This is a genomic window from Vreelandella lionensis (assembly GCF_044543515.1).
In the GTDB taxonomy this organism is placed as follows: Bacteria; Pseudomonadota; Gammaproteobacteria; order Pseudomonadales; family Halomonadaceae; genus Vreelandella; species Vreelandella lionensis.
This window is the reverse complement of record NZ_JBITWC010000003.1, coordinates 105,643-126,472: the sequence shown is the minus strand read 5'-3', so window position 1 is coordinate 126,472 and position 20,830 is coordinate 105,643. Positions and strand designations below refer to the sequence as shown.

The following is a 20,830-nucleotide window of genomic DNA, read 5'->3' as shown; positions in this document are numbered from 1 at the left end:
TCTATTCGATAGCGTTCTTAAAAACGGTTCTTCCACTCCCGTAGAGTGGTGAACGTGGCGAGGTCATCATCGTTTGCCCCCTGAGAGCCTGCCGCTTGGCGCACGCTATCGGTGCCCACGCGCAGGTAGGGGTTGATTTTCAGCTCGCGTCCTATCGTGCTGGGTAAAGTAGGCCGGTCTAACATCCGTGCCTTCTCACACTCCTGCAGTGCATGCGTAACAGCATCATTATCAGGGTCGGCAGCACGTGCAAACGTCAGGTTCGCCTGCGTGTATTCATGTGCTGCAAAGACCAGGGTATCTTCAGGTAGTTCCGCAAAGCGGTTCAATGAAGTAAACATCTGCTCTGGGGTGCCTTCAAACAAGCGTCCGCAACCGGCGCAAAATAGCGTGTCGCCGCAGAAAAGCAGGGCAGGAATACCCGGCGTAAAGTAGCTAATGTGATCAAGCGTATGGCCAGGAGTGGCCATAACTTCAAACAGGCGCCCCATAATGCGTACTTGGTCCCCTTCGCCCACTCGCTCATCAATTCCTTTGATGCTGGGGTTGTCAGGACCAATCACACGGGGTGAATAGCGCTTGGTTAGCGCATCTAGTCCACCAGTGTGGTCCTGATGATGATGAGTAATCAGAATGGTATCCAGAGTGAGCGATTCACGCTCGAGGAACTCGATGACAGGCGCGGCTTCACCGGGGTCCACCACGCAAACACTTTGACTGGTATCCTGTCTTATTAGCCAAATATAGTTGTCGCTTAGGGCGGGAATCGGTGTCACGCTCATCATGGGCGAGATCCTTTAAATTCTAAAATGCGGAAAATTCAAAAAAAGCGCTGCTGCGCGCGAAATCTGGCGCAAAGCGACGTTAAAAAGCAGTTACTGTGGAGGGAAGCGCCGTTTATGTCAAATTCGCCAAAGGCCACTAGCCTCGCCCAGCGTATGACAAACGCGCAGGCATACTGGCAAACAGACGCAGGCCGCGCGCTCTGGGAAACACAACGCGCCTGCCTCGGCCCGGTGGTTGAGGGCCGTAAAGGTGGGCACAGCTTAGAGATGAGTATGGGGCCAGCGCTAATGACCATGTCGGCGATCGCACACCCGATACGCTGGTCGCCAAATCGCGCGTTGGCCGAAAGTGACTCAACGCTGGTATGCCCCCCCGATCAGCTGGCATTACCCGACCGTTGCCTCGATACCGTTGTCATTCACCACTGGTTAGAACATCTTTCCGATGCGCACTACACGCTGCAAGAGGCCGCGCGCGTTACGGCTGATAATGGCATGTTGGTGCTGTTCGGCTTCAACCCCTTGGGCTTGAATGGGTTGACTCAGCGCTGGCGAAAGCCACCGTCGGACTTCCCCTGGAATGGGCAGTGGCGCTCGGCGAATCGGCTGAAGGACTGGCTGGCGTTTGTCGATTTTGAGGTGGAGCGCGTAGACTATTGCTGTTTTCGTGGCCCAATGAGTAACTCCTGCGGAGAGCGCTGGGAAGCGTTGGGGCGTCGGCATAATTTGCCGCTAGGCGAAAGTTATATGATTCAAGCCCAGCGTCGCCAACGCCATGCACCAATCCAACGTGTGAAATTTGGGCTGCGCGCGCCTGTGTCACCCACATCGTTAGGCGCTACACGCTCGGGTGCCCCTATGCGATACCCGTCAGGTCAACGTTGTCTAAAAAAGGATAGTGAACGTGAGTAAGCAAGCAGCCGAGGGGCTGCCCCGGGTGACGGTATACACCGATGGGGCCTGTCGAGGCAATCCAGGTCCAGGTGGTTGGGGGGTGATGCTGGAAAGCGGCCCTCATCAAAAAACCTTAAAAGGTTATGAAGCGGAGACGACCAACAATCGCATGGAGTTAATGGCGGCGATTATGGCGCTACGCACACTTAATAAGCCCTGTGAAGTGGCGCTGTGGACTGATTCTCAATACGTGCGCCAGGGCATTACCCAGTGGATTCATAACTGGATTAAACGCGGTTGGAAAACGGCGGCCAAACAGCCCGTCAAAAATGCTGAGCTGTGGAAGACCCTTCACGAAGAAACCCAGCGCCACCAGGTTGAGTGGCACTGGGTAAAAGGGCACAGCGGCCATCCCGGTAATGAGCGCGCAGATGAATTGGCTAACGAAGCCATCGATGAACATCAGAGGAGAGCGGCATGCGCCAAGTCATCCTAGATACGGAAACCACCGGCATTGACCCCAAAGATGGTCACCGGCTGGTAGAGGTCGGTGCCGTAGAGATGATCAATCGACGGTTTACCGGGCGCACCTATCACCAATACATCAACCCAGAGCGCCACATCGACGCGGAAGTGGTCGCGGTACACGGCATTGACGATGCCAAAGTGGCTAATGAACCGGTCTTTGCCGAGATCGCAGATGATTTCTGGGCGTTCATTGAAGGGGCCGAGCTGGTTATCCATAACGCGCCTTTTGACGTCGGCTTTATTGACCATGAGCTAGGCATGCTCAATAAGCGCCGCCAGGCACCCGCGTTAGGCCCGGTGCGAGATCACTGCCGTATTCTGGATACGCTAGTCATGGCACGGGAGATGCACCCAGGCCAGCGTAATAGCCTGGATGCGCTGTGTAAGCGCTACGACATCGATAATGGTCACCGGGTACTTCACGGCGCACTGTTGGATGCCGAGATTCTTGCTGATGTTTACCTAGCAATGACCGGCGGCCAAACGGCGCTAACGTTAGATGCAGAAAGTGGTGGTGACAAAAAACAGCAAAATCAGGCGAGCGAAGGGCTTTCAATACAGCGCCTCTCGCTAACCCCAGGCCAACTTCGGGTGGTGAGGCCAACTGCTGAAGAGCACGCCGCTCATCAAGCCAAATGCGAAGCGCACCAGTTACGCTGGTTCCAAGAGCCGCTAGACGGTGCCTCTGCCGATGCTTAAACGTGAAATTCCTCATCATGCCAAAGAGGGGCGGGTCATCCGTGTCTCCCGTAGCCATATTGCGCCAGCGCCGCTCACGGGGGAATTAACGCCGTTACAGCCGTTGCAGCCCTGGAGCGAGCAGATGCAGCCGCTATGCTATTGGCACGATGAACCCGTGGCGCTACTGGTAGAGAATAAGCCGGGCGATGACTGGATTGATGGACGTCAGTGGCTAGGTGAGCTACCCGCGTCCTGGTTCAGCCTGCTCTCAACGGCCTTGCAGGTAGGCGCCTGGCTTGAGAACCATCGCTTCTGCGGCCGCTGCGGCGAAAAGGCGACCAAGCTTGAAGCAGAGTTCGCGATGCACTGCTATGCCTGCGGTCATCGTAACTATCCGCGTATTTCGCCCTGTATCATTACTTTGGTGACCAGTGGTGAAGCGATGCTGCTAGCCCGTAGCCCGCGTTTTCCACCTGGGCGTTACTCTACTTTGGCAGGGTTTATTGAGCCTGGGGAGTCGGCGGAAGAGGCCGTGCATCGAGAGATATTTGAAGAGGTGGGCGTGCATGTGGACCAACTGCGTTACCACCATAGTCAGGCGTGGCCTTTTCCGCATTCGCTGATGTTTGGCTTTTTTGCCGAAGCCACCACGCGGCGCATCAAAATTGATGGCGTAGAAATTAGTGACGCCGCGTGGTTTTCACCGCGGCAGCTGCCGTCGCTGCCGCCGCCTTACTCAATTTCGCGTGACTTAATTGAAACCCACCTGGCGCGATGGCGCTAGCAGGGCAGGCTTACTGGCTGGGGAACAAGCTGGTGAGCTTAGTCGCCAGCATTACGTTGCCGGTGGCTTTAAGCTTGCCAGTCATGAAGGCTGTCATGCCGTTGATCTCGCCACTCATAATGCCCTTTAGCGTGTCGGTGCTCATGCTTAGGCTGACCGATGGATCGTCGTGCTCACCTTCATGTACACCCAGCGTACCGTCCTGGATATCCAGGTAGTAACTGCCGGCGTCGGAAAAATGAAATTGAAAAACCTCATTCATCCCTTTTGCCGCCTCTGGGTCGAAGCGGGACTGCAACTTTTCAAGTGTATTAGATGACATAGATTAGTTCCTAAGCGTTAGTCGGCTAACAAGCAGTTGATGCCTTGGGTGAGACTATTTTAAACATTTGTTTTAATCAAGTCTCATTAGCAGTCCACGCAGTGTTTGCGTGCTAGAGAGCAAAAAATTCACATTTGAACCGTATCAACACAGCAAGAGGAGAGTGATGATGACTGAATGGCTCGCGGAAATGGGCACATTTTTACTGCAGACAACCTTAGTGATGGCCGCTGCTGGGATTCTGTTGGTGATGATGCGGCGTAATAAAGAGAGCAGCGAACATGGCCTTAAGCTTTATGTAGAGTCGCTTAATGATCAACGCCGGGCGCGCAATCGTCGGCTACGCGTGACAACAACAGTGCATGGCGCACGTAAAAAGCTGGTTAAGGCGTTTCGCCACGAAGAGAAAGCCCGGCAAAAGGCGGCCAAGAAAGACAAGAGCGAGGCCCAAAACGCCCAAAAAGTATGGGTGCTGGATTTCCATGGCGATATTAAAGCCTCGCAAGCCGAGCAATTCGCCCAAGAGGTATCGGCGGTGATTGAGGTGGCCAGCACTGATGATGAAGTCATTGTGCGTTTGGAATCAGCAGGTGGTCTGGTACACGCCTATGGCTTAGCCGCTGCTCAATTGGACCGGCTGCGAGAAGCGGGGCTCACCACCACGGTATGCATCGACAAAGTGGCCGCCAGCGGCGGATACATGATGGCCTGCACCGCCAGCCACATTAAAGCCGCGCCGTTTGCGGTGATTGGCTCTATTGGCGTGGTCGCGCAAGTGCCCAATATTCATCGCCTGCTCAAACGCAACGATATCGATGTTGAGCTACTTACTGCCGGTAAATATAAGCGCACGTTGACCGTACTTGGGGAAAACACCCAAGAAGGGCGTGAGAAATTTATCGATGACCTAGAAAACACCCATCGCCTATTTAAAACTTACGTGGCTAAGCACCGGCCCGACATGGATATTGAAAAACTTGCCACCGGAGAGATTTGGTACGGCAGTGAAGCGTTAGAGCAGAAGCTGGTGGATAGCGTGGGAACCAGCGAGGCCTATTTAGTAGAGCGTATCGCTCAAGCGCAGGTTTATCGCGTGAAGCTAGAGCCGCCGAAAACCATCAGCCGCAAGGTCGGGCTAGCGGTATCGGCGGGCGTGGAGCATGCCATGGTGAAGGCTCTGGGCGTGATCGACGCAGCAGGCTGGCAGCGTCGTTAGATTCGCTTGAACAGCGAGTGCTCAGTAGCCAAGACTGAGTTCCCAATACTAGGCAGCATAGTGTTGCGCCAGGGTGTTAATAATTGCCTTGGCGCTTTCGCTGCTGAGTGAATAATAGATGGTTTGAGACTCCCGCCGCGTATTGACCAACTGGTCGCGACGCAAAATCGCCAAGTGCTGAGAAAGCGCCGACTGGCTCAATGAAAGCTGCTGATTAATTTGCGTCACCGACAGCTCTTTTTCTGCCAGCAAACACAGAATCTGTAGGCGTTTTTCATTCGCCAACGCTTTGAGCAGGTTAGTGCCTGCCTCAATGGCATGACAGTTATGGTCCAGAAGACGTGCAGCGGCGCTAGTAGAAGCAGACATGAGGATCTCCTTGCCTACACTGTAGTGACAGCGTTGTTATAGATTATGTAGCCATCGTCGCGTCGCGAGGATTGGGTTGTTTAATGATCAGTAATTTAGCGGTTTTTGTCCAAATATGGGTTTAACGCTCTATCAATGGTAGTGAGGGTTTTTTTGTCGACAATGTCTGCGTTTGGCTACGGCTTTGGTCGCGTTTTATCCCATAGTATGAGGGTGAAATTGATGGTTACTTTATAAAGTGTCAACAATCCATCTTTGCTTCGAAGATGCTTATCAACCGACACAATAATCACAAGGTCACCATGAGCCTCTATCAGCGCACCTACCAGCACTCTATTGAGCATCCTGAGACTTTCTGGGCCGAGCAGGCCAAAAAGCTGCCTTGGTACACGCCGCCTAGCACCATCCTTACCTATGACGACCAGCAGCACGCCCGCTGGTTTGGCGATGGCGAACTGAATATTTGCTATGCCGCCATTGACTACCACGTTGAGCAAGGGCGCGGTGATCAACCCGCCATTTATTGGGACTCACCGGTTACTCAATCCAAGCAAACCATTAGCTACCTTGAGCTACGCGACCGGGTGGCGCGGTTTGCTGGCGGTCTTGCCAAGCTGGGGGTAACCAAAGGCGACCGTGTCATTATTTATATGCCCATGGTGCCTGAGGCATTGATCGCCATGTACGCCTGCGCCCGTTTAGGCGCGGTGCACTCGGTAGTGTTTGGCGGCTTTGCGCCCCACGAGCTGGCAGCTCGCATTGAAGACGCTGAACCGAAAGTAGTGATTGCTGCTTCCTGTGGAGTCGAAGTTGATAAGGTGCTGCCCTATAAGCCCATTGTCGAAAAAGCTATCTCGCTGAGCAGCTTCAAGCCAGATGCTTGCGTGGTATTTCAGCGCGAAGCGCATCGTGCAGAGTTACAACCTAGCGATGTGGACTGGCAAGAACTCGTGGCAGATGCTCCCTTTGTGGATTGCGTACCCGTGAAAGCCACCGACCCGCTGTATGTGCTCTATACCTCTGGCACTACCGGTAAGCCCAAAGGCGTGGTGCGAGACACTGGCGGCTATGCGGTCGCCTTGGCCTATTCGATGGAAGTGATTTACGACCTTAATCCAGGCGATGTGATGTTTACCGCCTCGGATGTGGGCTGGGTAGTAGGGCACTCCTATATTGTTTACGCACCGCTTCTGCGCGGTTGCACCACGGTAGTGTATGAAGGTAAACCGGTGAAAACACCGGATGCGGGAGCGTTTTGGCGTTTGATTGATGAGTACAAAGTGAAGAGTTTTTTCACCGCCCCAACAGCGTTTCGGGCCATCAAAAAAGAGGACCCTGACGCCAAGCAGTTGGAAAAGTACGATATCAGCAGCCTGCAGCACTTATATGTTGCTGGTGAGCGCTTAGATCCACCGACTTTTCATTGGTTGGATGACCTGCTCGATGTGCCGGTCATCGACCACTGGTGGCAAACTGAAACCGGCTGGCCGATTGCCGCCAACTTGCCGGGCATTGAAGCAGCGGCCACTAAGGCGGGCTCTGCCACTTACCCGGTGCCCGGCTTCAACGTGCAGATTCTTGACCGCGACGGCGAACAGGCGCCCGCCATGCAGCAGGGCAGCGTCGTCATCAAGCAGCCGCTGCCGCCGGGCTGCTTGGTGGGTATTTGGCGCGACCCCCAGCGCTTTCACAGTGCCTATATGGCCGCTTACCCTGGCTACTACCTGACCGGCGATGGCGGCTACTTTGATGAGGAGGGCTACCTGTTCATCATGGGGCGAACCGATGATGTGATCAACGTAGCGGGTCATCGCCTTTCTACCGGTGAGATGGAAGAAGTAGTGGGCGCGCATCCGGCAGTGGCGGAATGTGCGGTAATCGGCATTCATGATGAACTAAAAGGGCAGCTACCAGTGGGGCTAGTGATTCCCAAAGATGGCTTTAACGGCGACGAAGCAACCCTGGAAGCCGAACTGATTGAGCGCGTGCGTGAACATATCGGCCCCATCGCCTGTTTTAAGCAGGTGCTGGTAGTGAACCGGTTGCCCAAAACCCGCTCGGGCAAGATACTGCGCAAACTGCTGCGCAATATCGCCGATGGAAAATCCTTCGGCATTCCCTCTACCATTGATGACCCCACCAGTTTGGAAGATGTGCATGCAGCGATGCGTGAACGCAACGTGGGTGCTGCCAATCAAGCAACCTCCACCGATAGCTAAGCATCTTCTCTGCCACGCTCAAACTACGCACAAAGCCGCCCAACCCCATGGGCGGCTTTGTGCGTTCAATTTTATGCTTTCTTTTATTACCGTGAGGAACGCGTATAATGCGCGCCCCAGTGGCGCTCAACGCGCTTTTTCGAGGGTTCCCTTACCCCTCTATCAACCAAAAAAAGGCCAATCTGTATGTTTGCTTTAACCGACGCTCAGCATCGCCGTTGCCTCATGGTAATGGTCGCCTTCCATATCGCCATCATTGCTGCCAGTAACTATCTGGTGCAGCTACCGTTTACGCTGTTTGGGTTTCATACCACCTGGGGCGCGTTCAGCTTTCCGTTTATCTTTCTAGCCACCGACTTAACGGTGCGCCTATTTGGTAAAGGGCCAGCCCGCACGATTATCCTACGCGTGATGTTTCCGGCGCTGTTGGTGTCTTACGTGGTGTCAGTGATCTTCCCACGCGGCAGCTTTGCCGGCATTGAGGCACTCGGCGAGTGGAACCTGTTTGTTGCCCGCATTGCAGTTGCCAGCTTCCTTGCTTACGTATTGGGGCAACTGCTCGATGTGCAGGTGTTTGACCGCCTGCGCCAGTGGGCGTGGTGGGTCGCACCTGTGTGCTCGACCATTCTGGGCAATCTTGCCGATACGTTTGCCTTCTTTGCCACCGCCTTCTATAACAGTCCTGACCCCTTTATGGCTCAGCACTGGGTGGAAATTGCTGCCGTTGACTACGCCATTAAGCTGGGCATTAGCCTGCTGTTCTTCCTGCCGCTCTATGGCCTGCTGCTCGCATGGCTAACGCGCCGCTTGGTGGTATGGACAGGGCAGGACGATGCTGCGCCGCGAACCGCTTAACCGATAAGGAAATAGCATGACCGACCATGTCCCCGTGGATCTTTACGCGATTGACCTGCCTGCTGACGCCGACGCGGATAGCCAGCCGCTGGTCGTGATTCATGGCTTGCTCGGCAGTGCCGATAATTGGCGCTCGCATTTGAAAGTGTGGCAGCGCAAGCGCCGGGTAGTGGCGGTGGACCTGCGTAACCACGGACGCTCCCCACACGCAGAAGGCATGAGCTATAGCGCCATGAGCCAGGATGTGCTGGCAGCGTTAGATAAGCTGGGTATTGAGCAAGCGCATATTTTAGGCCACTCCATGGGCGGCAAGGTAGCCATTACGCTGGCGCGCCAAGCGCCGCAGCGCTGCCTCTCGCTAATGGTGGCCGATATTGCCCCGGTGGCCTATCAGCACGGCCATGACGATGTGTTTGCTGCCCTGGAGCAAGTACGAAAAGGCAAGCCAACCAATCGCCGCGAAGCAGACGCCCTGCTAGCAGAGCACGTCGATTCGCGCCCCACGCGGCTGTTTTTGGCCACCAACCTAGTGCGCGATGAGCAGGGCATTATGGGCGTGCGGGTTGGCCTGGATGAAATCCAACACGGCTACGAGGCCATCATCGGTGAGCCCGATGGTGATTCCCCGTTTGAAGGCGCGACGCTGGTACTGCGCGGTGCCGATTCCCACTACGTGAGCGACGATATGCTGCCAGCGCTGCGTGAAGTGCTGCCTCGGGCGCGACTGGTCACCCTCAAAAACGCTGGCCACTGGCTGCATGCCGACCAGCCTGATGCGTTTCAGCAAGCGATCGACGCCTTTATAGCGGCGCAATCGTAAGCTGATGCTGTTCCGGGGCGTTTAAAAACCGGTTCAGTATGCGGTAGGTATCCACGTCAAACTGCGGCGTATCGCCTTTTAGCGTTTGGGCGCGCCGCTTAGTGGTGGCGCTGCCCAGGTAGCACCAGTGATCGACCACATGATGCGCTACCGGGCCGCCTTTGCGGCTCTGTTCACGAATCACGATTCTGCCCGGCCAAGGCCACGCACTTACCTGCAGCTTGGCAAGTGCCTGTTGTGCCCGCTGAGTGTGAGTATCTAGCGGTTCTTTCTGGCAGCATGCGCCACGGCATTTGTCTAGCTGGTGAGCAAAGCAGCGGCCCTTGCCTTTCTCTAACCCCAACACCTGTGGGCACAGCTGATGCTCTTCAGCAATACTGCGCAGCGCCTCTTTTGCTGCTTTGGCACTTCTAAATAGCCCGAACAGTTTGCCCGGCTGGTGCTGGCTGATGGCTTTACCGCTCACTAGTGTGGGGCAGGCCGCATCGCTCGGCCAATACCACGTTTTCAAGCTGCCCTGACGGCGCAACTGACGATTCAAAATCGGCATTAGCGTTTTCACAAGCTGCGCTTCCCGCAGCTGCGCGCTTAAATCACCGGCGGTCTCTTCCCACTCGATATGCTGAATCTGCTGGGCGAGGCGCATCTCTTTGTCATCTTGATGATCGCGTTGAAAATGCCCCAATACCCGGCTGCGCAGATTTACGCTTTTGCCTATGTAAAGCGGCAAGCGGTTATGGCCATAAAATAGATACACGCCAGGGGCGCTGGGCAAGTCGGCTAGCTGGTCGCTGGAGAGATGTGCAGGCAGGCTGCGGTGGTGCTGCTCATCGGCAAGCGCTGCCTGCCAGGTAGCCGCATCACACTCGCGCTGCCATGCCTGCCATAATTCCCAGAGTGCCACGGCATCATCTTCGGCGCGGTGCTGTCGCATCAGTGGAATATTAAAATGGGACAGCAGGGCAGCCAAGTTGTGCTTGGGCAGCGAAGGGTTTAAGCGTCGAGAAATGCGCAGCGTACATATTAGCGTGGGTCGATAGATGTATCCCGCACGTTTAAACTCGTTACGCAGAAAACTGGCATCGAACCGGGCGTTATGTGCCACCAAACAAGCGCTGCCCAACCACTCCAGCAGTTCCTCCGCAATGGCTGAAAAAGCGGGCGCATCCGCCAGCATATCGTCATAAATACCGGTCAGTTGACTGATATGGGCGGGCACGATGGTGCCTGGGTAAATCAGGCTAACAAAACGCTCGACAACTTCACCTTCCACCACCTTAAGGGCCGCTATTTCGGTAATACGATCCCTAGTGGCCCGGGTGCCGGTGGTTTCCACATCGATAAACACTAACGGGGTGTCTTGCATGCTGCTCCAGCGCGTTGAGGGGGTTGCAAGCTGTTTTACGGCGTGCGGGTTAGCGCTCCATCAGTAAGTGGGGGTTCACCGCCAGCCGCGTGACGGGAATTGAATTTTCTGTGACGCCCGCACTCTGCAAGTAGCTTTCAAACGCCGCATAGCGCCGCTCGTCTAGTGCCGCAGGACTTAACGCAACGCGGCGGAGCAGGTCATCCCACGCCTCTTGATTGATGGGGTTATCCAGTACGGGGTGTGTTGTGACCAGCAGCGTCCAGGCTTCTTCTGGGTGCTCAATCATCCAGTTGCTGGCTTCTTCCAGAGCGATCAGCACCCGCGACCAGGTGGTGGCCTGACGGGCAACGGAGTCGCTATTGGCTAATAGAATCAGCCCATCGTGGCGCGGGATATCGATGTCGCTGTAGCGCACGGTATGAGTGACGATCCCATCGGAGGCGAGCTGCTGGGGCAGCGTATGAAAAAAACCATCCGCCACGGCGTCGACTCTGCTCGAACGTAGTGCATCGGCGGCATCAAAATGGACGCTTTCAGGCGCAACGAAGTCATCGACTTGGCGCACTGAACGGGGCAGAAGTTGTTCCACTAACACATCACGCCCCTCGCGGGTGGAATAACCGTAGTGTAAATCGGCTAGGGCGTCGGCAACCGCTGCTGGTGCTGGCGCTTCACCTGCCACGATCACTGCATTTAACGGCGTTTCTATCAGCGTGGCGATGCGTGTAATTGGCGCGCCATCGTGGGCATGTAAATGTAGCAGCGGCTGGCGGGTGAGCGCTAAATCCACTTCTCCGGCCGCCAGCAGCTTAATCGCAATGGAGGGGTCGGCTGGGGTTAATAGCTCGATTTCAAGCCCTTGGGCGGCAAACAGGGCCCGCTCTTTCGCCACGATGAGGGCGGCATGCTGGGGGCTTAAGTACCAATCTAGCATCAGCGTGAGCTGTTTCAGTGGTGGCGGGTCAAGAGGCGGCGGGGGAATCACCGCCATACTGGGTGCTTCTTCAGGCACTTCAGCCGCGCTGCTGTCGCCTGCGGGCCACAGCCCTTCAGGAAGCGCTACATCGCTTTCTAAAGAAAGAGGGGCGTCGAGATTTCCTGAATCACGCTCTTCGTTTGCGTAAGTCGCTGAAAATGAAAATAATAAAAAAAAGACCAATGACAGTGCTAGAAATGAACGGCCACGCAAACAAGCGTTCAACATAACCTCAACTCCCGATGGTAGGACGGCGAAGTTTAGCTTTCAGGTAAAGCACCTGGCTAGCCCCTTGCATAAACCAAGCGAACACGCTCAGTAAATTCAGCACCGACATGTAATAATAGAACGGCATTGATGTAGAGACGGAGAGACATGGACGCAATTTATACGTTCTTCCTGGTAGGTGGTTCCCTTATGGCGCTCAGCATATTAGCGAGCCGCCTTTCATCAATGGTTGGCGTGCCGCTGCTGCTGATTTTCTTGGGCCTGGGCATGCTGGCGGGCGAAGAGGGCCTGCTAGGCGTCGAGTTCGACGACTACTCCATGGCGTTCGCCATTGGCCATCTGGCACTGGCCATGATCCTATTGGATGGTGGTTTACGCACCCGTCTCAAAACATTCCGCGTAGGCTTTCGCCCTGCACTTTCACTGGCCACCTTTGGCGTCTTTATTACCAGTGCCATTGTCGGCATTATCGCCATGTGGGTCTTCGACCTTTCGATAGTGCAAGGGTTGTTGGTGGGGGCGATTGTAGGCTCTACCGATGCCGCCGCCGTTTTCTCCATGCTAAGCGGCCGCGGCGTAAACCTGAACGAACGGGTAGGGGCCACACTTGAAATTGAATCGGGTACCAACGACCCGATGGCAATTTTCCTAACGCTAATGTTGGTGGAGCTGCTGGTTGGGGATATTGGCGGCATTACCGAAACGTTGCTGTTCTTTATCTCTCAGTTTGGTATTGGTTTGGCAGTGGGCATTGGTGGCGGTTGGCTGAGCGCCAAACTGCTGCGCTGGCTCGATTTAGCGCCCGGCCTTTACGCCATGCTGGCGCTTGCGCTTGGATTTAGTGTATTCGGGCTAACCAGCGTGCTGGGTGGCAGTGGTTTCCTCGCGATTTATCTGGCTGGCTTGATGATTGGTAACCAGCCAGGGCGGCACCTGAACTTTATTCTACCGGTACACGATGGCCTAGCCTGGCTAAGCCAGATTGGGCTCTTCTTGGTGCTGGGCCTGCTGGTGACCCCCAGCCAGCTATGGGAAGTGGCATTGCCTGCTGGGTTTGTTGCGCTGGCGCTGATTTTCGTGGCTCGTCCGATCGCGGTGCTGATTACTATCAAACCTTTCTTTAAGTTCCGCTGGCGAGAAACCTTCTTTATTGCCTGGGTAGGCCTGCGCGGGGCGGTGCCGATTGTGCTGGCGATCTTCCCGGTAATTGGCGGGGTAGAGAACGCCTCGCTCTACTTTAACGTGGCTTTCGCGGTGGTGCTGATGTCGCTGCTTATTCAGGGCGGCTCGCTCACGTTCATGGCGCGCTGGTTAAGGGTCGAGGTGCCGGTAGGTACCACACCCAACCGCCGTGGCCCGCTGGGTATTATGCCCGACAACGACTTCGAGATGTTCGTTTACGTGGTCGAAAACGAAGACCTAGAAGACGTACCCATTCGCCTGCTGCGCTTCCCCTCTGGTGCACTGATTTCCGCGCTGTTCCGCAATCACGTCATGCTGCACCCCAAAGGCAGCACACGCTTGAAGCTAGGTGATGTGCTTTGCGTGATTGGCCGCACGGAGGACTTGGTAGCACTGAACCGACTGTTCAACGGCGATGCCAAGCTCAAGCAAGAGCGCGCTTTCTTCGGCACCTTTACTTTAGATGGCAATGCCCATATGCAAGACATCGCCCAGGCCTACGGCTTAACTCTCAGCCCCGGCGAGCAGGAGATGACGCTGGCGGAGTTTGTTTCCCTACGGGTAGGCGGGCACCCGGTAGTGGGCGACGACGTTGATTGGCACGGCATCCATTGGGTAGTCAGCGCAATGGAAGGCGGAGCGATAACTCGCGTTGGCTTAAGGCTCTACTAATTTATTCAAAAGGCGTTGACTTACAAGGGGAAGCTGTTATTATACGCACCCATAAGCCGGAGGGATGGCAGAGCGGTTGAATGCACCGGTCTTGAAAACCGGCATAGGTTAATAGCCTATCCAGGGTTCGAATCCCTGTCCCTCCGCCACCTCGATTCTAAAGCCTCGTTTTTACGGGGCTTTTTTCGTTTCTAGGCTCTGCGTTTCCTCCCTAGCATGCCTTCTATTAAATTCACCGGTCTTTCAGTGTGTCCAGATTGTGTCTGGAAATCCTGAGCCACTTCGGCCGGGGTGCTGCCTGTTGCTCGTTTACCTAGTTGGTTTACTGCATCGCGGGCGCGGTGCGGTGCTAGGTGCGCATATTTCTCGGTCATCTTCACGGTGGAGTGCCCGAGCACTTCTTTTACGTCCATGAGCGGTACGCCTTCACTGATCATCCAGCTGGCGCATGTGTGCCTGAGATCGTGGATGCGGAAGTTCATGATGCGGGCAGCGGTGCACGCACTTTTGAATCCTTGTCGAATGCATCCCAGTCGTTCGCCGTTGGCCTTGGCAAATACCCACTCGCTATGTGGGCAATTTTGCGAGACCCATACCCAGCGCCTTTTTAACGCTGCCAGCGCTGCATCGTTCAGCGGTACCGAGCGGCGCTTGGCGCTTTTCGTGTCTTCACCTTCCAGGTGGAGTAGGGCATTATGGAAATCGACGCGACTCCAGTTCATTTTCAGCAGCTCGTTCATTCGTGCGCCGGTGTTAAGGGCCAATAGAATGAAGTCTGCTAGCCGCTCCCCGCTTCGCTGCGTTTTGGCTGCTGCGACTAACCGATCTGCTTCATTGTGAGTGATCCACCGCACGCGTCCCTCTGGTTCCTTGAGCTTCCTGCCGCGAACAGGATTGCTCATGGGCCACTCTAATTGCTCAATGGCGTGGTTGATCATCGCGCTGAGAATCGATAGTTCCCGGTTGATCGTTGCTGGCTTCACGCCGTCAGCTTGCCGAGCAGAGATAAACTCCCGCACGTCCTTTCCTGCCATCTCTTCCATTACTACGTCTGGCCCAAAGTGGTCATACAGTCGGCCTACCCGCCGCTGTATATCCCCAATGGTGCGCTTTTGCTGGCTGGCCACCAGAAACTCTGTCGCGACGTCGGCGAATGAATGCTGGGGCTTAGTGCCCCAGGCATTTTGTTGATAGAGCTCCGACCGCCACTTTGCTTCCAGTGCTTTTGCCTCGCGATAGTCTACCGTCCCAGTAGAGCGTCTAATCGCCGTACCGCCTCCCGGCGGGGTGATTTTGGTCCACCAGTACGGTGAACCCTTACGTTTGTGGGGCATGGTGTTTCTCCTGTCACCACGCCGGGCGCGTAATTAGTTTGCTGCCCAGCGCAGTCGGCGTCCAGTTTTTGCCGCAACCGCTCTGCGTGAATCATCCGGCGCTTACCCAGCAAGACTATGGGCAGGGTGCCGTCATCCATCCAGCGGTACACGGTGGCCACCGACACGCTCAGCGCTTTTGATGCTTCTTTGGGGGTGTAGGTAAGCACGTTCATTTCAGTCTCCTGTATACCGCTGTCCACCAGGGCCGTGGCCGTGGCCGTCGCTCCATTCCTGGTATTGTCGCCCGACGCTATCGGTTATCACCTGCTGGCGCTGCTGATCGAGCAGCGCTTGCACGGCCGGGTTGTTGGCGATCTGGCGCAGCTGGTGCAGTTCTGCGTGCTGGCGCTCGATGATGCCGGTGGCCACTGTGGCAAGCTCCCACAAATCGTTAGCGGCTTCGCCGTCTGCCCGCACCTTGCCCAGCCCGTAGCAGTGCCCACAGGGGCGGTCTTTGTTGCCCTTGATGTGGTCGTGACCGCTACCCAGGCACACGGGGCAATCATCCGGGTGGAGCGGTCGCCAGTTGTTCAGCCAATCGTCTTGGGTAGTGATGCTCTGAATACCCTTGTCGAGGTCTTCGTAAACGATCAGCCAATGCCCTTCCAGCAGAGGCCCGGTGCCCATGTACTGCTGCAGCTCGGCAAACTTCCCACCGCTTTCGCGGTGTGTGTGGGTGGGTTGGGTCATCAGAAAGGCCCCATGATCGTTGCCGGAAATGCGCCTCGACCCTTTTCGCATTGCGTCCACCATGATTCGAAGCCATCCCGAGGCGTCTTGCGCATGTAGACGTGCTGAACCTCTTCAATGCTTGGCCAGTCCTCCTTAGGATCGCCAGAGCGCAAGCCGTAAGCCTCAACAAACGCCAAGGGATCTACATGCCCTTTGGTCGCGACAGTGATGCTGCCACCGTTTTCCAGCTCTGTGATTTCAATGCACATCACTCATCCCCTTCGGCTTGTTTCACTGGCTTTAGCGCGTCTAGGTAAAGCTGGTTGCCAATCAGCGTGGCCACGCCTGCCGCGTACTCCTGCTTGTCCAGGTTCTGGGCGCGCAGCAGGTTGGTATGCAGTACGGCGTGAGCCACTTTGTGGGCACCTTGTGACTGCTGGAGTAGGTCGCGGCGGGCAGCTATCTTTTTTGCGGCGTCAGGCATGTTGTACCGGAAATGTTCAAGACGATGCCGCGCCTCGCATTGATCTCGGTTAAGATCATCCATAACTTCCGAGGCTTGATATGCTGCTGAGCAAAACTCCTCGGCATAAGCCGCCAGCACGTCGCGCTCTTCGACCAGCTCTTTAACCAGTTCCGGTTCAATGCCCACTACGCTATTGCCCAGCGCTTGCTGAATTTCACCCAGCGTTTCACAGGCAGCGGCAAACATGCGCTTATGTCTAGCCAAATCCTCCGCTAGGGCATTCACACCTTCATGCGCAGCGCCAATGTCGTCGCCATTGCCTGTCATTTCAGCGATCGCCGCTAGGTGGTCGCGGTATTCGTCGCGCTCTGCCTTAACTTCTTCAAGCTCTTTCAGCGCATCTGTGTACAGTTGATCCATGCTCATTGGCTTAACTCCATAGGTGCTTCTAGTTCCGCCACGATCTCGCCTGTCTCAACGTAGTAGTGGGGGCAGTCGGTCAGGTTGTTGATAAAGAATGCCTCTTGCTGGCGCGGCGTCATCTTGTTCAGGTGGCGCAGGAACTTAGCGCCAGGTGTAGTAAAAGTAGGCTCCACGCCACGTAGCTTGGCGGCTGCGTAGTTGTGGTGGCCATCCATAAGAAAGCGGTACCGTTTGCCGCGCAGCGTGCACTCATGGACCCGCACTAAAAACACCTTGAACGTTTCGGCTTTGCGCTTAATGACAGCATTGTTTAGGTAACGCTGGGTGCTGATCAGCGGCGGTTGCTCAGGTATCCGCAAGGCTTCTGCAATGTCAGCGAGCTGACGGCTCTGGCCGCCAACGCCATTTATTGAGCGAATCACGCGACCTCGCTTAGCGGCATGAACCGCTGTTCGTGTGTGAAGTTGGCTTCTACGATGGCCCGGGCAAGCGGTGGGCAAACGCTGTTGCCAATCAGGCGTACTTGTTTGTGCTTCGCCAGGGGCTTGCCGTCGATCTCGGCAAACTGGTAGTGCGCTGGGAAGCCTTGCGCCATGGCCAGCTCATGCGGCTGCAGCATGCGCATGCCAATATCCACGATGGCGTATTGCTCGCCTTCAATCATGACCGTTACCAGCTGGAGGCGGTCTTTCGTCGTGACCGTAGGCGCTGGCTGGCGAATGTCGCGGCCTGTTTCGCCGCTGCCGCTGCCGTAGTAGGGCGCTAGGAATGCCGCTGTTAGATATGCGTGCGTGGTGCTAGCGCAGATAGTCGTCAGCGGTTCCCGGGCATCTTTGGCGCTGCGCGTGCTGCCTTTCATGTTGATCATGAAGGCGCTAACCAGGGCGTTATGGTCGGTGGTGGTGACTGTGGGTAACGGGGCACGCAGATCCGCACCGACAACACCGGTGTAGTGCTTGGCTAGGAAGGCGGTCACGATGCCAAGAGGCGTGGAGCCACCGGGGCGCGCCTTGGAGCCTTCAGCGTTGCCATTTGCCGTAATGGTATGCAGCGGCATCGAAAGCTCATGGCCGACCGCACCCGTCCGAAACTTAGTGATATGCGGAGATACCAGCGCATAGCCCGGTGTGGTGGTTATGGTTTGCAGCGGCTCCAGTAGCGACTGCCCACGAAACGGCGTGTAGTAAGCCGCCGTGTGATTAAGCTTCACTATAAACGGCTGCTGGTGCTCCACAACGAAGCGCATCACGCCTTTGGCAATGCGGTTTAGCGTGGCGGTGGCCAGCGGTTTCTTTCGGCCGAAAATCGAAGGGCAGGGCAACGACCAGTCGATACACTCGGCAGCGGTGCGCCATGGCTTCAAGTTGCGCCGCTGCATGGCGGGCAGTTTTGGGTCTGCGTGCGTCGGCTTCGGCCACGCGATGGGCAGGCCGTCACAGCGGGCAATCAGAAACAGGCGCTTACGGATGGTAGGCGCGCCGTAGTCGCAGGCGCGGAGGATCCGCCAGTCTACCTGGTATCCGTGGCGCTTGAGGCAGCTCACGAACCCCCGGAAGGTTTGCCCCTTGCGCGCTGGGCAAGGGCGCACCTTGCCGTCTTCACCTTTGATCAGCGGGCCCCAGTCTTGGAACTCCTCAACGTTTTCGAGAATGATCACCCGGGGCTTTACCTTCGCTGCCCAGCGCGCCGCGACCCAAGCGAGGCCGCGCACGCTCTTTGATACCGGACGGCCACCCTTCGCCTTGCTGTGGTGGCGGCAGTCAGGAGAGAACCACGCCAGCCCTACGGGCATGCCGTTGGTGGCCTGCTCGGGCTCAATGTCCCACACGTCCGCGACTGAATGCTCGCTGCCGGGGTGGTTGGCGGTGTGCACTGCAATGGCCGTGGCGTCGTGGTTGATGGCGAGATCCACTGGGCGGCCTAGCGCCTGCTCAATGCCCTCGCTCGCACCGCCGCCGCCGGCGAAGTTATCGACTACCAGTTCATGGCCGAAAAGATTGAGATTGCTCACTGGCTGGCCTCCACGTCTTCGGCAGTCACGATGTACTGCTGAACGCCGGTGATGCCGTAAAACTCTAAGGTCAGCGTGGCATCTGCCCAGGCGTCGATTAACCCCTGCAGCAGGTCGATTTGGGGCTGGCTGCAGTCGGCAAAGCCTGCGCTCCATTCGTCGGCAAAGTCGTGTGCATTGTCCTGCATGCCCTCAATGACGCCGAGCGCACTGCGCACAGCAAAGGCGCTAGGCTGGTGCTTGATCGCTTCGCCTACGTAGACGGTATCGCCAGCCTCTAGGTCTTTATCAGAGATCAATTCGTGCAGGTCTTCGTGGTTGAACTCTTCATCGTTGTTCGACCAAACCGTTTTTTCTCTGGGCTGCTCATCGACCGTTTTAGCGCGCTCGATGCGGTCATAATCAGCGACCAGTAGCGCAATGGATTTGATAATGTTGCGCTGGGGGTCGGTGCTGGGTTTCCACCATGCTTCATCAAAAGGCCAGTAGAGCGGGATAGGCGGAGTAACACCTGGGGCAACGTGACTCCAGAAGACTGTTCTGGCATAGCATTCGGCAGCGCTTGCTAGCTGGCCTTGCGTGTAAGCGTCGTCATGCTCAGCAGTAAAGCCCTCCTCATTGATCTGCCGAAGGCGCTCTTCAAAGGCTTTGATAATCGCTTTAGACATGCTGGCTTCCTCCCACCATTTTGCTGACATCCGCAATATGGTTCAGCGGCCGCATCAACGCGGCGGTATTCGCATCGACTAACTGCTGCTGACGCTCCAGCTTTTCGCGGTATTCGGCGTGTTTGGCGCGTGCCACTTCTTCGCGGCTGACTAGCTCGACCAATTTTTTGCCGCGATAGCCGCGCTCGTAGCGTCGGGATAGGCACGCGGGGGAGAGGCCGTAGCGGCGGCCTAGCTCGCTGAGCGTGACGCTTTCGCCGTTGGCGGGGTCGTTGACGTAAATGGCGCTCATGGCTGCACCTCGCCTTTATCCGCTGCTGGCTGGCGCTCAGTCTCGCCACCGAGCCATTCAAGAAGGCGCTCTACGTTCTGGCGCAGGCTGCCCGCCATCAAGATGAAGTCGGTTTCCAGGCGGGCTAGGGCGTCGTCGCCATCGTCGGCGTGGTCGGCTTCTTCAATCAGCGCATCACCGAAGCGCAACGACTTCAGGGCTAGGTCGTCATGCAGGATGAAAGAGAGCTGGCCTTCGATGCTGAGCGCCAATTTGCTGGATTGCCTGCCGCTTTCGAGTAGCTGCTGCATTTCGCTGCTGTCGAGATCCACTTGGCGGGCGCGCACTATGCCGTCATCGCCTTTTGCTTTGAGCTCAAAGTTGTCGCCTAGCTGCAGGTCAGCCGGTCTGCTGGCGGGGTCGCTTAGCCAAGTGGTCATTGCGCGGATGGGTAGCGTTTGGCTGCTCAAGGGCGTGGCCTTCAAGCTACCAAGGGTTTCGCGCAGTAGGTCTAGTACGTCTTCAGCGCGTGCCCGGCTGCTGGTGTTCACGCCGATCATGTTGCGCTCAGTATCCCACCAGAGGTCTATTTTCTGGCTGCGCACGAAAGCGCGAGGCATTAGCTCTTCGGTGACCTGTTCCTTGAGCGCGGTTTTCTCTTTACGCGTGACCTTGCGGCCTTCGCTTTCTTCGATCTCCGCGACCTTCTCGGCTACTTCCTCAGCCACGACCGATGCGGGCAGTAGGCGCTCTTGGCGTAGGGCGCTGATCAGTAGGCGCCCTTGGAGTGGGTGTAGCATCTGTCCACCACCTAAGTGGCCTGCTGGTGGCGTCCAGCCAATGCGTCGAGCGTCGGAATTGCCAAGGGGCTTGGCTGAGCGCTGTGCAAGCAGCGTGTCGATTTCGCCAAGACTGCGAGCCTTAACGCCATGCAGGCGGTAGAGGTGTAGGTTTTTGAACCACATGTTAGGCGTCCTTATTTGATGGGCTGCACTCTGGGCACCAGAGCCAAGGGTTTGTCGGTTCTAACGTGTCCCAAGCCC

24 protein-coding genes and 1 tRNA gene are annotated in these 20,830 nt (G+C 56.3%); 10 read left to right on the top strand and 15 right to left on the bottom strand.

Features of this window, described 5'->3' with window-relative positions:
* Positions 1–17: 17 nt before the first annotated feature.
* Positions 18–785: a hydroxyacylglutathione hydrolase gene (gene gloB, locus ACIGG6_RS02710; RefSeq protein WP_253503724.1), complete on the bottom strand. Its 768-nt coding sequence runs from the start codon at positions 783–785 to the stop codon at positions 18–20.
* 114 nt (positions 786–899) lie between these two features.
* On the opposite strand from gloB, the gene ACIGG6_RS02705 reads away from it, so the two are divergent.
* The 4 genes from ACIGG6_RS02705 to nudC are packed head-to-tail and all read left to right on the top strand — an operon-like array spanning position 900 to position 3,672.
* A complete protein-coding gene (locus ACIGG6_RS02705; protein ID WP_253503728.1) occupies positions 900–1,697 on the top strand; it encodes a class I SAM-dependent methyltransferase in 798 nt (265 codons plus the stop codon).
* Positions 1,690–2,175: a ribonuclease HI gene (gene rnhA / locus ACIGG6_RS02700; protein ID WP_253503730.1), complete on the top strand. Its 486-nt coding sequence runs from the start codon at positions 1,690–1,692 to the stop codon at positions 2,173–2,175. The genes ACIGG6_RS02705 and rnhA overlap by 8 nt, the downstream gene beginning before the upstream one ends.
* A complete protein-coding gene (gene dnaQ / locus ACIGG6_RS02695) occupies positions 2,157–2,906 on the top strand; it encodes a DNA polymerase III subunit epsilon (RefSeq protein ID WP_399841991.1) in 750 nt (249 codons plus the stop codon). Before rnhA ends, dnaQ begins: the two co-directional genes overlap by 19 nt.
* On the top strand, positions 2,899–3,672 hold the full coding sequence (gene nudC / locus ACIGG6_RS02690; protein WP_253503736.1) for an NAD(+) diphosphatase: 774 nt from the start codon (positions 2,899–2,901) through the stop codon (positions 3,670–3,672). The genes dnaQ and nudC overlap by 8 nt, the downstream gene beginning before the upstream one ends.
* Before the next feature lie 10 nt (positions 3,673–3,682).
* Here nudC and ACIGG6_RS02685 read toward each other — a convergent pair whose 3' ends face one another.
* Positions 3,683–3,994 carry an SCP2 sterol-binding domain-containing protein gene (locus ACIGG6_RS02685; protein WP_044629145.1) on the bottom strand — a complete coding sequence of 104 codons (312 nt, stop codon included), beginning with the start codon at positions 3,992–3,994 and terminating at the stop codon, positions 3,683–3,685.
* A gap of 169 nt (positions 3,995–4,163) precedes the next feature.
* On the opposite strand from ACIGG6_RS02685, the gene sohB reads away from it, so the two are divergent.
* Positions 4,164–5,210, top strand: coding sequence for a protease SohB (gene sohB, locus ACIGG6_RS02680; protein ID WP_399841988.1), 1,047 nt, complete (start codon positions 4,164–4,166; stop codon positions 5,208–5,210).
* A 48-nt stretch (positions 5,211–5,258) separates the two neighbouring features.
* On the opposite strand, the gene ACIGG6_RS02675 is transcribed toward sohB, so the two are convergent.
* On the bottom strand, positions 5,259–5,579 hold the full coding sequence (locus ACIGG6_RS02675; protein ID WP_399841985.1) for an ArsR/SmtB family transcription factor: 321 nt from the start codon (positions 5,577–5,579) through the stop codon (positions 5,259–5,261).
* Positions 5,580–5,830: 251 nt separating this feature from the next.
* Here ACIGG6_RS02675 and ACIGG6_RS02670 point away from each other — a divergent pair, with 251 nt between their 5' ends.
* The 3 genes from ACIGG6_RS02670 (at position 5,831) to ACIGG6_RS02660 (ending at position 9,473) form a co-directional block, all read left to right on the top strand.
* Positions 5,831–7,798 (top strand): propionyl-CoA synthetase, encoded by a 1,968-nt coding sequence (locus tag ACIGG6_RS02670; protein WP_399842089.1) that lies wholly within the window; start codon positions 5,831–5,833, stop codon positions 7,796–7,798.
* A gap of 186 nt (positions 7,799–7,984) precedes the next feature.
* The gene (locus tag ACIGG6_RS02665; protein ID WP_044629142.1) at positions 7,985–8,653 is read left to right on the top strand and encodes a 7-cyano-7-deazaguanine/7-aminomethyl-7-deazaguanine transporter; all 669 of its coding nucleotides are present in this window, start codon (positions 7,985–7,987) and stop codon (positions 8,651–8,653) included.
* A gap of 16 nt (positions 8,654–8,669) precedes the next feature.
* Positions 8,670–9,473 carry an alpha/beta fold hydrolase gene (locus ACIGG6_RS02660; RefSeq protein ID WP_253504190.1) on the top strand — a complete coding sequence of 268 codons (804 nt, stop codon included), beginning with the start codon at positions 8,670–8,672 and terminating at the stop codon, positions 9,471–9,473.
* On the opposite strand, the gene ACIGG6_RS02655 is transcribed toward ACIGG6_RS02660, so the two are convergent.
* Together ACIGG6_RS02655 and ACIGG6_RS02650 are read right to left on the bottom strand one after the other, a co-directional pair.
* Positions 9,454–10,839 (bottom strand): 3'-5' exonuclease family protein, encoded by a 1,386-nt coding sequence (locus ACIGG6_RS02655; RefSeq protein WP_399841982.1) that lies wholly within the window; start codon positions 10,837–10,839, stop codon positions 9,454–9,456. The two genes, ACIGG6_RS02660 and ACIGG6_RS02655, sit on opposite strands and share 20 nt — an antisense overlap.
* Before the next feature lie 49 nt (positions 10,840–10,888).
* Positions 10,889–12,046: an ABC transporter substrate-binding protein gene (locus ACIGG6_RS02650; protein ID WP_399841979.1), complete on the bottom strand. Its 1,158-nt coding sequence runs from the start codon at positions 12,044–12,046 to the stop codon at positions 10,889–10,891.
* Between the two features lie 147 nt (positions 12,047–12,193).
* Here ACIGG6_RS02650 and ACIGG6_RS02645 point away from each other — a divergent pair, with 147 nt between their 5' ends.
* On the top strand, positions 12,194–13,900 hold the full coding sequence (locus tag ACIGG6_RS02645) for a potassium/proton antiporter (protein ID WP_399841977.1): 1,707 nt from the start codon (positions 12,194–12,196) through the stop codon (positions 13,898–13,900).
* 58 nt (positions 13,901–13,958) lie between these two features.
* Positions 13,959–14,049, top strand: a tRNA-Ser gene (locus ACIGG6_RS02640).
* Between the two features lie 42 nt (positions 14,050–14,091).
* Here ACIGG6_RS02640 and ACIGG6_RS02635 read toward each other — a convergent pair.
* From ACIGG6_RS02635 to ACIGG6_RS02590, 10 genes are read right to left on the bottom strand one after another with little or no spacing between them, the layout of a single operon-like run.
* Positions 14,092–15,234: a tyrosine-type recombinase/integrase gene (locus ACIGG6_RS02635; protein ID WP_399841975.1), complete on the bottom strand. Its 1,143-nt coding sequence runs from the start codon at positions 15,232–15,234 to the stop codon at positions 14,092–14,094.
* On the bottom strand, positions 15,141–15,449 hold the full coding sequence (locus ACIGG6_RS02630) for a helix-turn-helix domain-containing protein (protein WP_399841973.1): 309 nt from the start codon (positions 15,447–15,449) through the stop codon (positions 15,141–15,143). Before ACIGG6_RS02630 ends, ACIGG6_RS02635 begins: the two co-directional genes overlap by 94 nt.
* Before the next feature lies 1 nt (position 15,450).
* The gene (locus tag ACIGG6_RS02625; RefSeq protein ID WP_399841970.1) at positions 15,451–15,966 is read right to left on the bottom strand and encodes a hypothetical protein; all 516 of its coding nucleotides are present in this window, start codon (positions 15,964–15,966) and stop codon (positions 15,451–15,453) included.
* On the bottom strand, positions 15,966–16,217 hold the full coding sequence (locus tag ACIGG6_RS02620) for a hypothetical protein (RefSeq protein WP_399841968.1): 252 nt from the start codon (positions 16,215–16,217) through the stop codon (positions 15,966–15,968). Before ACIGG6_RS02620 ends, ACIGG6_RS02625 begins: the two co-directional genes overlap by 1 nt.
* Positions 16,217–16,840 (bottom strand): hypothetical protein, encoded by a 624-nt coding sequence (locus ACIGG6_RS02615; protein ID WP_399841965.1) that lies wholly within the window; start codon positions 16,838–16,840, stop codon positions 16,217–16,219. The genes ACIGG6_RS02620 and ACIGG6_RS02615 overlap by 1 nt, the downstream gene beginning before the upstream one ends.
* A complete protein-coding gene (locus ACIGG6_RS02610; protein ID WP_399841963.1) occupies positions 16,837–17,259 on the bottom strand; it encodes a chromosome partitioning protein ParB in 423 nt (140 codons plus the stop codon). Before ACIGG6_RS02610 ends, ACIGG6_RS02615 begins: the two co-directional genes overlap by 4 nt.
* Positions 17,256–18,848 (bottom strand): DNA cytosine methyltransferase, encoded by a 1,593-nt coding sequence (locus ACIGG6_RS02605; RefSeq protein WP_399841960.1) that lies wholly within the window; start codon positions 18,846–18,848, stop codon positions 17,256–17,258. The genes ACIGG6_RS02610 and ACIGG6_RS02605 overlap by 4 nt, the downstream gene beginning before the upstream one ends.
* The gene (locus ACIGG6_RS02600) at positions 18,845–19,516 is read right to left on the bottom strand and encodes a hypothetical protein (protein WP_399841957.1); all 672 of its coding nucleotides are present in this window, start codon (positions 19,514–19,516) and stop codon (positions 18,845–18,847) included. The genes ACIGG6_RS02605 and ACIGG6_RS02600 overlap by 4 nt, the downstream gene beginning before the upstream one ends.
* The gene (locus tag ACIGG6_RS02595) at positions 19,509–19,808 is read right to left on the bottom strand and encodes a hypothetical protein (RefSeq protein ID WP_399841956.1); all 300 of its coding nucleotides are present in this window, start codon (positions 19,806–19,808) and stop codon (positions 19,509–19,511) included. Before ACIGG6_RS02595 ends, ACIGG6_RS02600 begins: the two co-directional genes overlap by 8 nt.
* On the bottom strand, positions 19,805–20,752 hold the full coding sequence (locus tag ACIGG6_RS02590; protein ID WP_399841954.1) for a recombination-associated protein RdgC: 948 nt from the start codon (positions 20,750–20,752) through the stop codon (positions 19,805–19,807). The genes ACIGG6_RS02595 and ACIGG6_RS02590 overlap by 4 nt, the downstream gene beginning before the upstream one ends.
* Positions 20,753–20,830 lie beyond the last annotated feature (78 nt).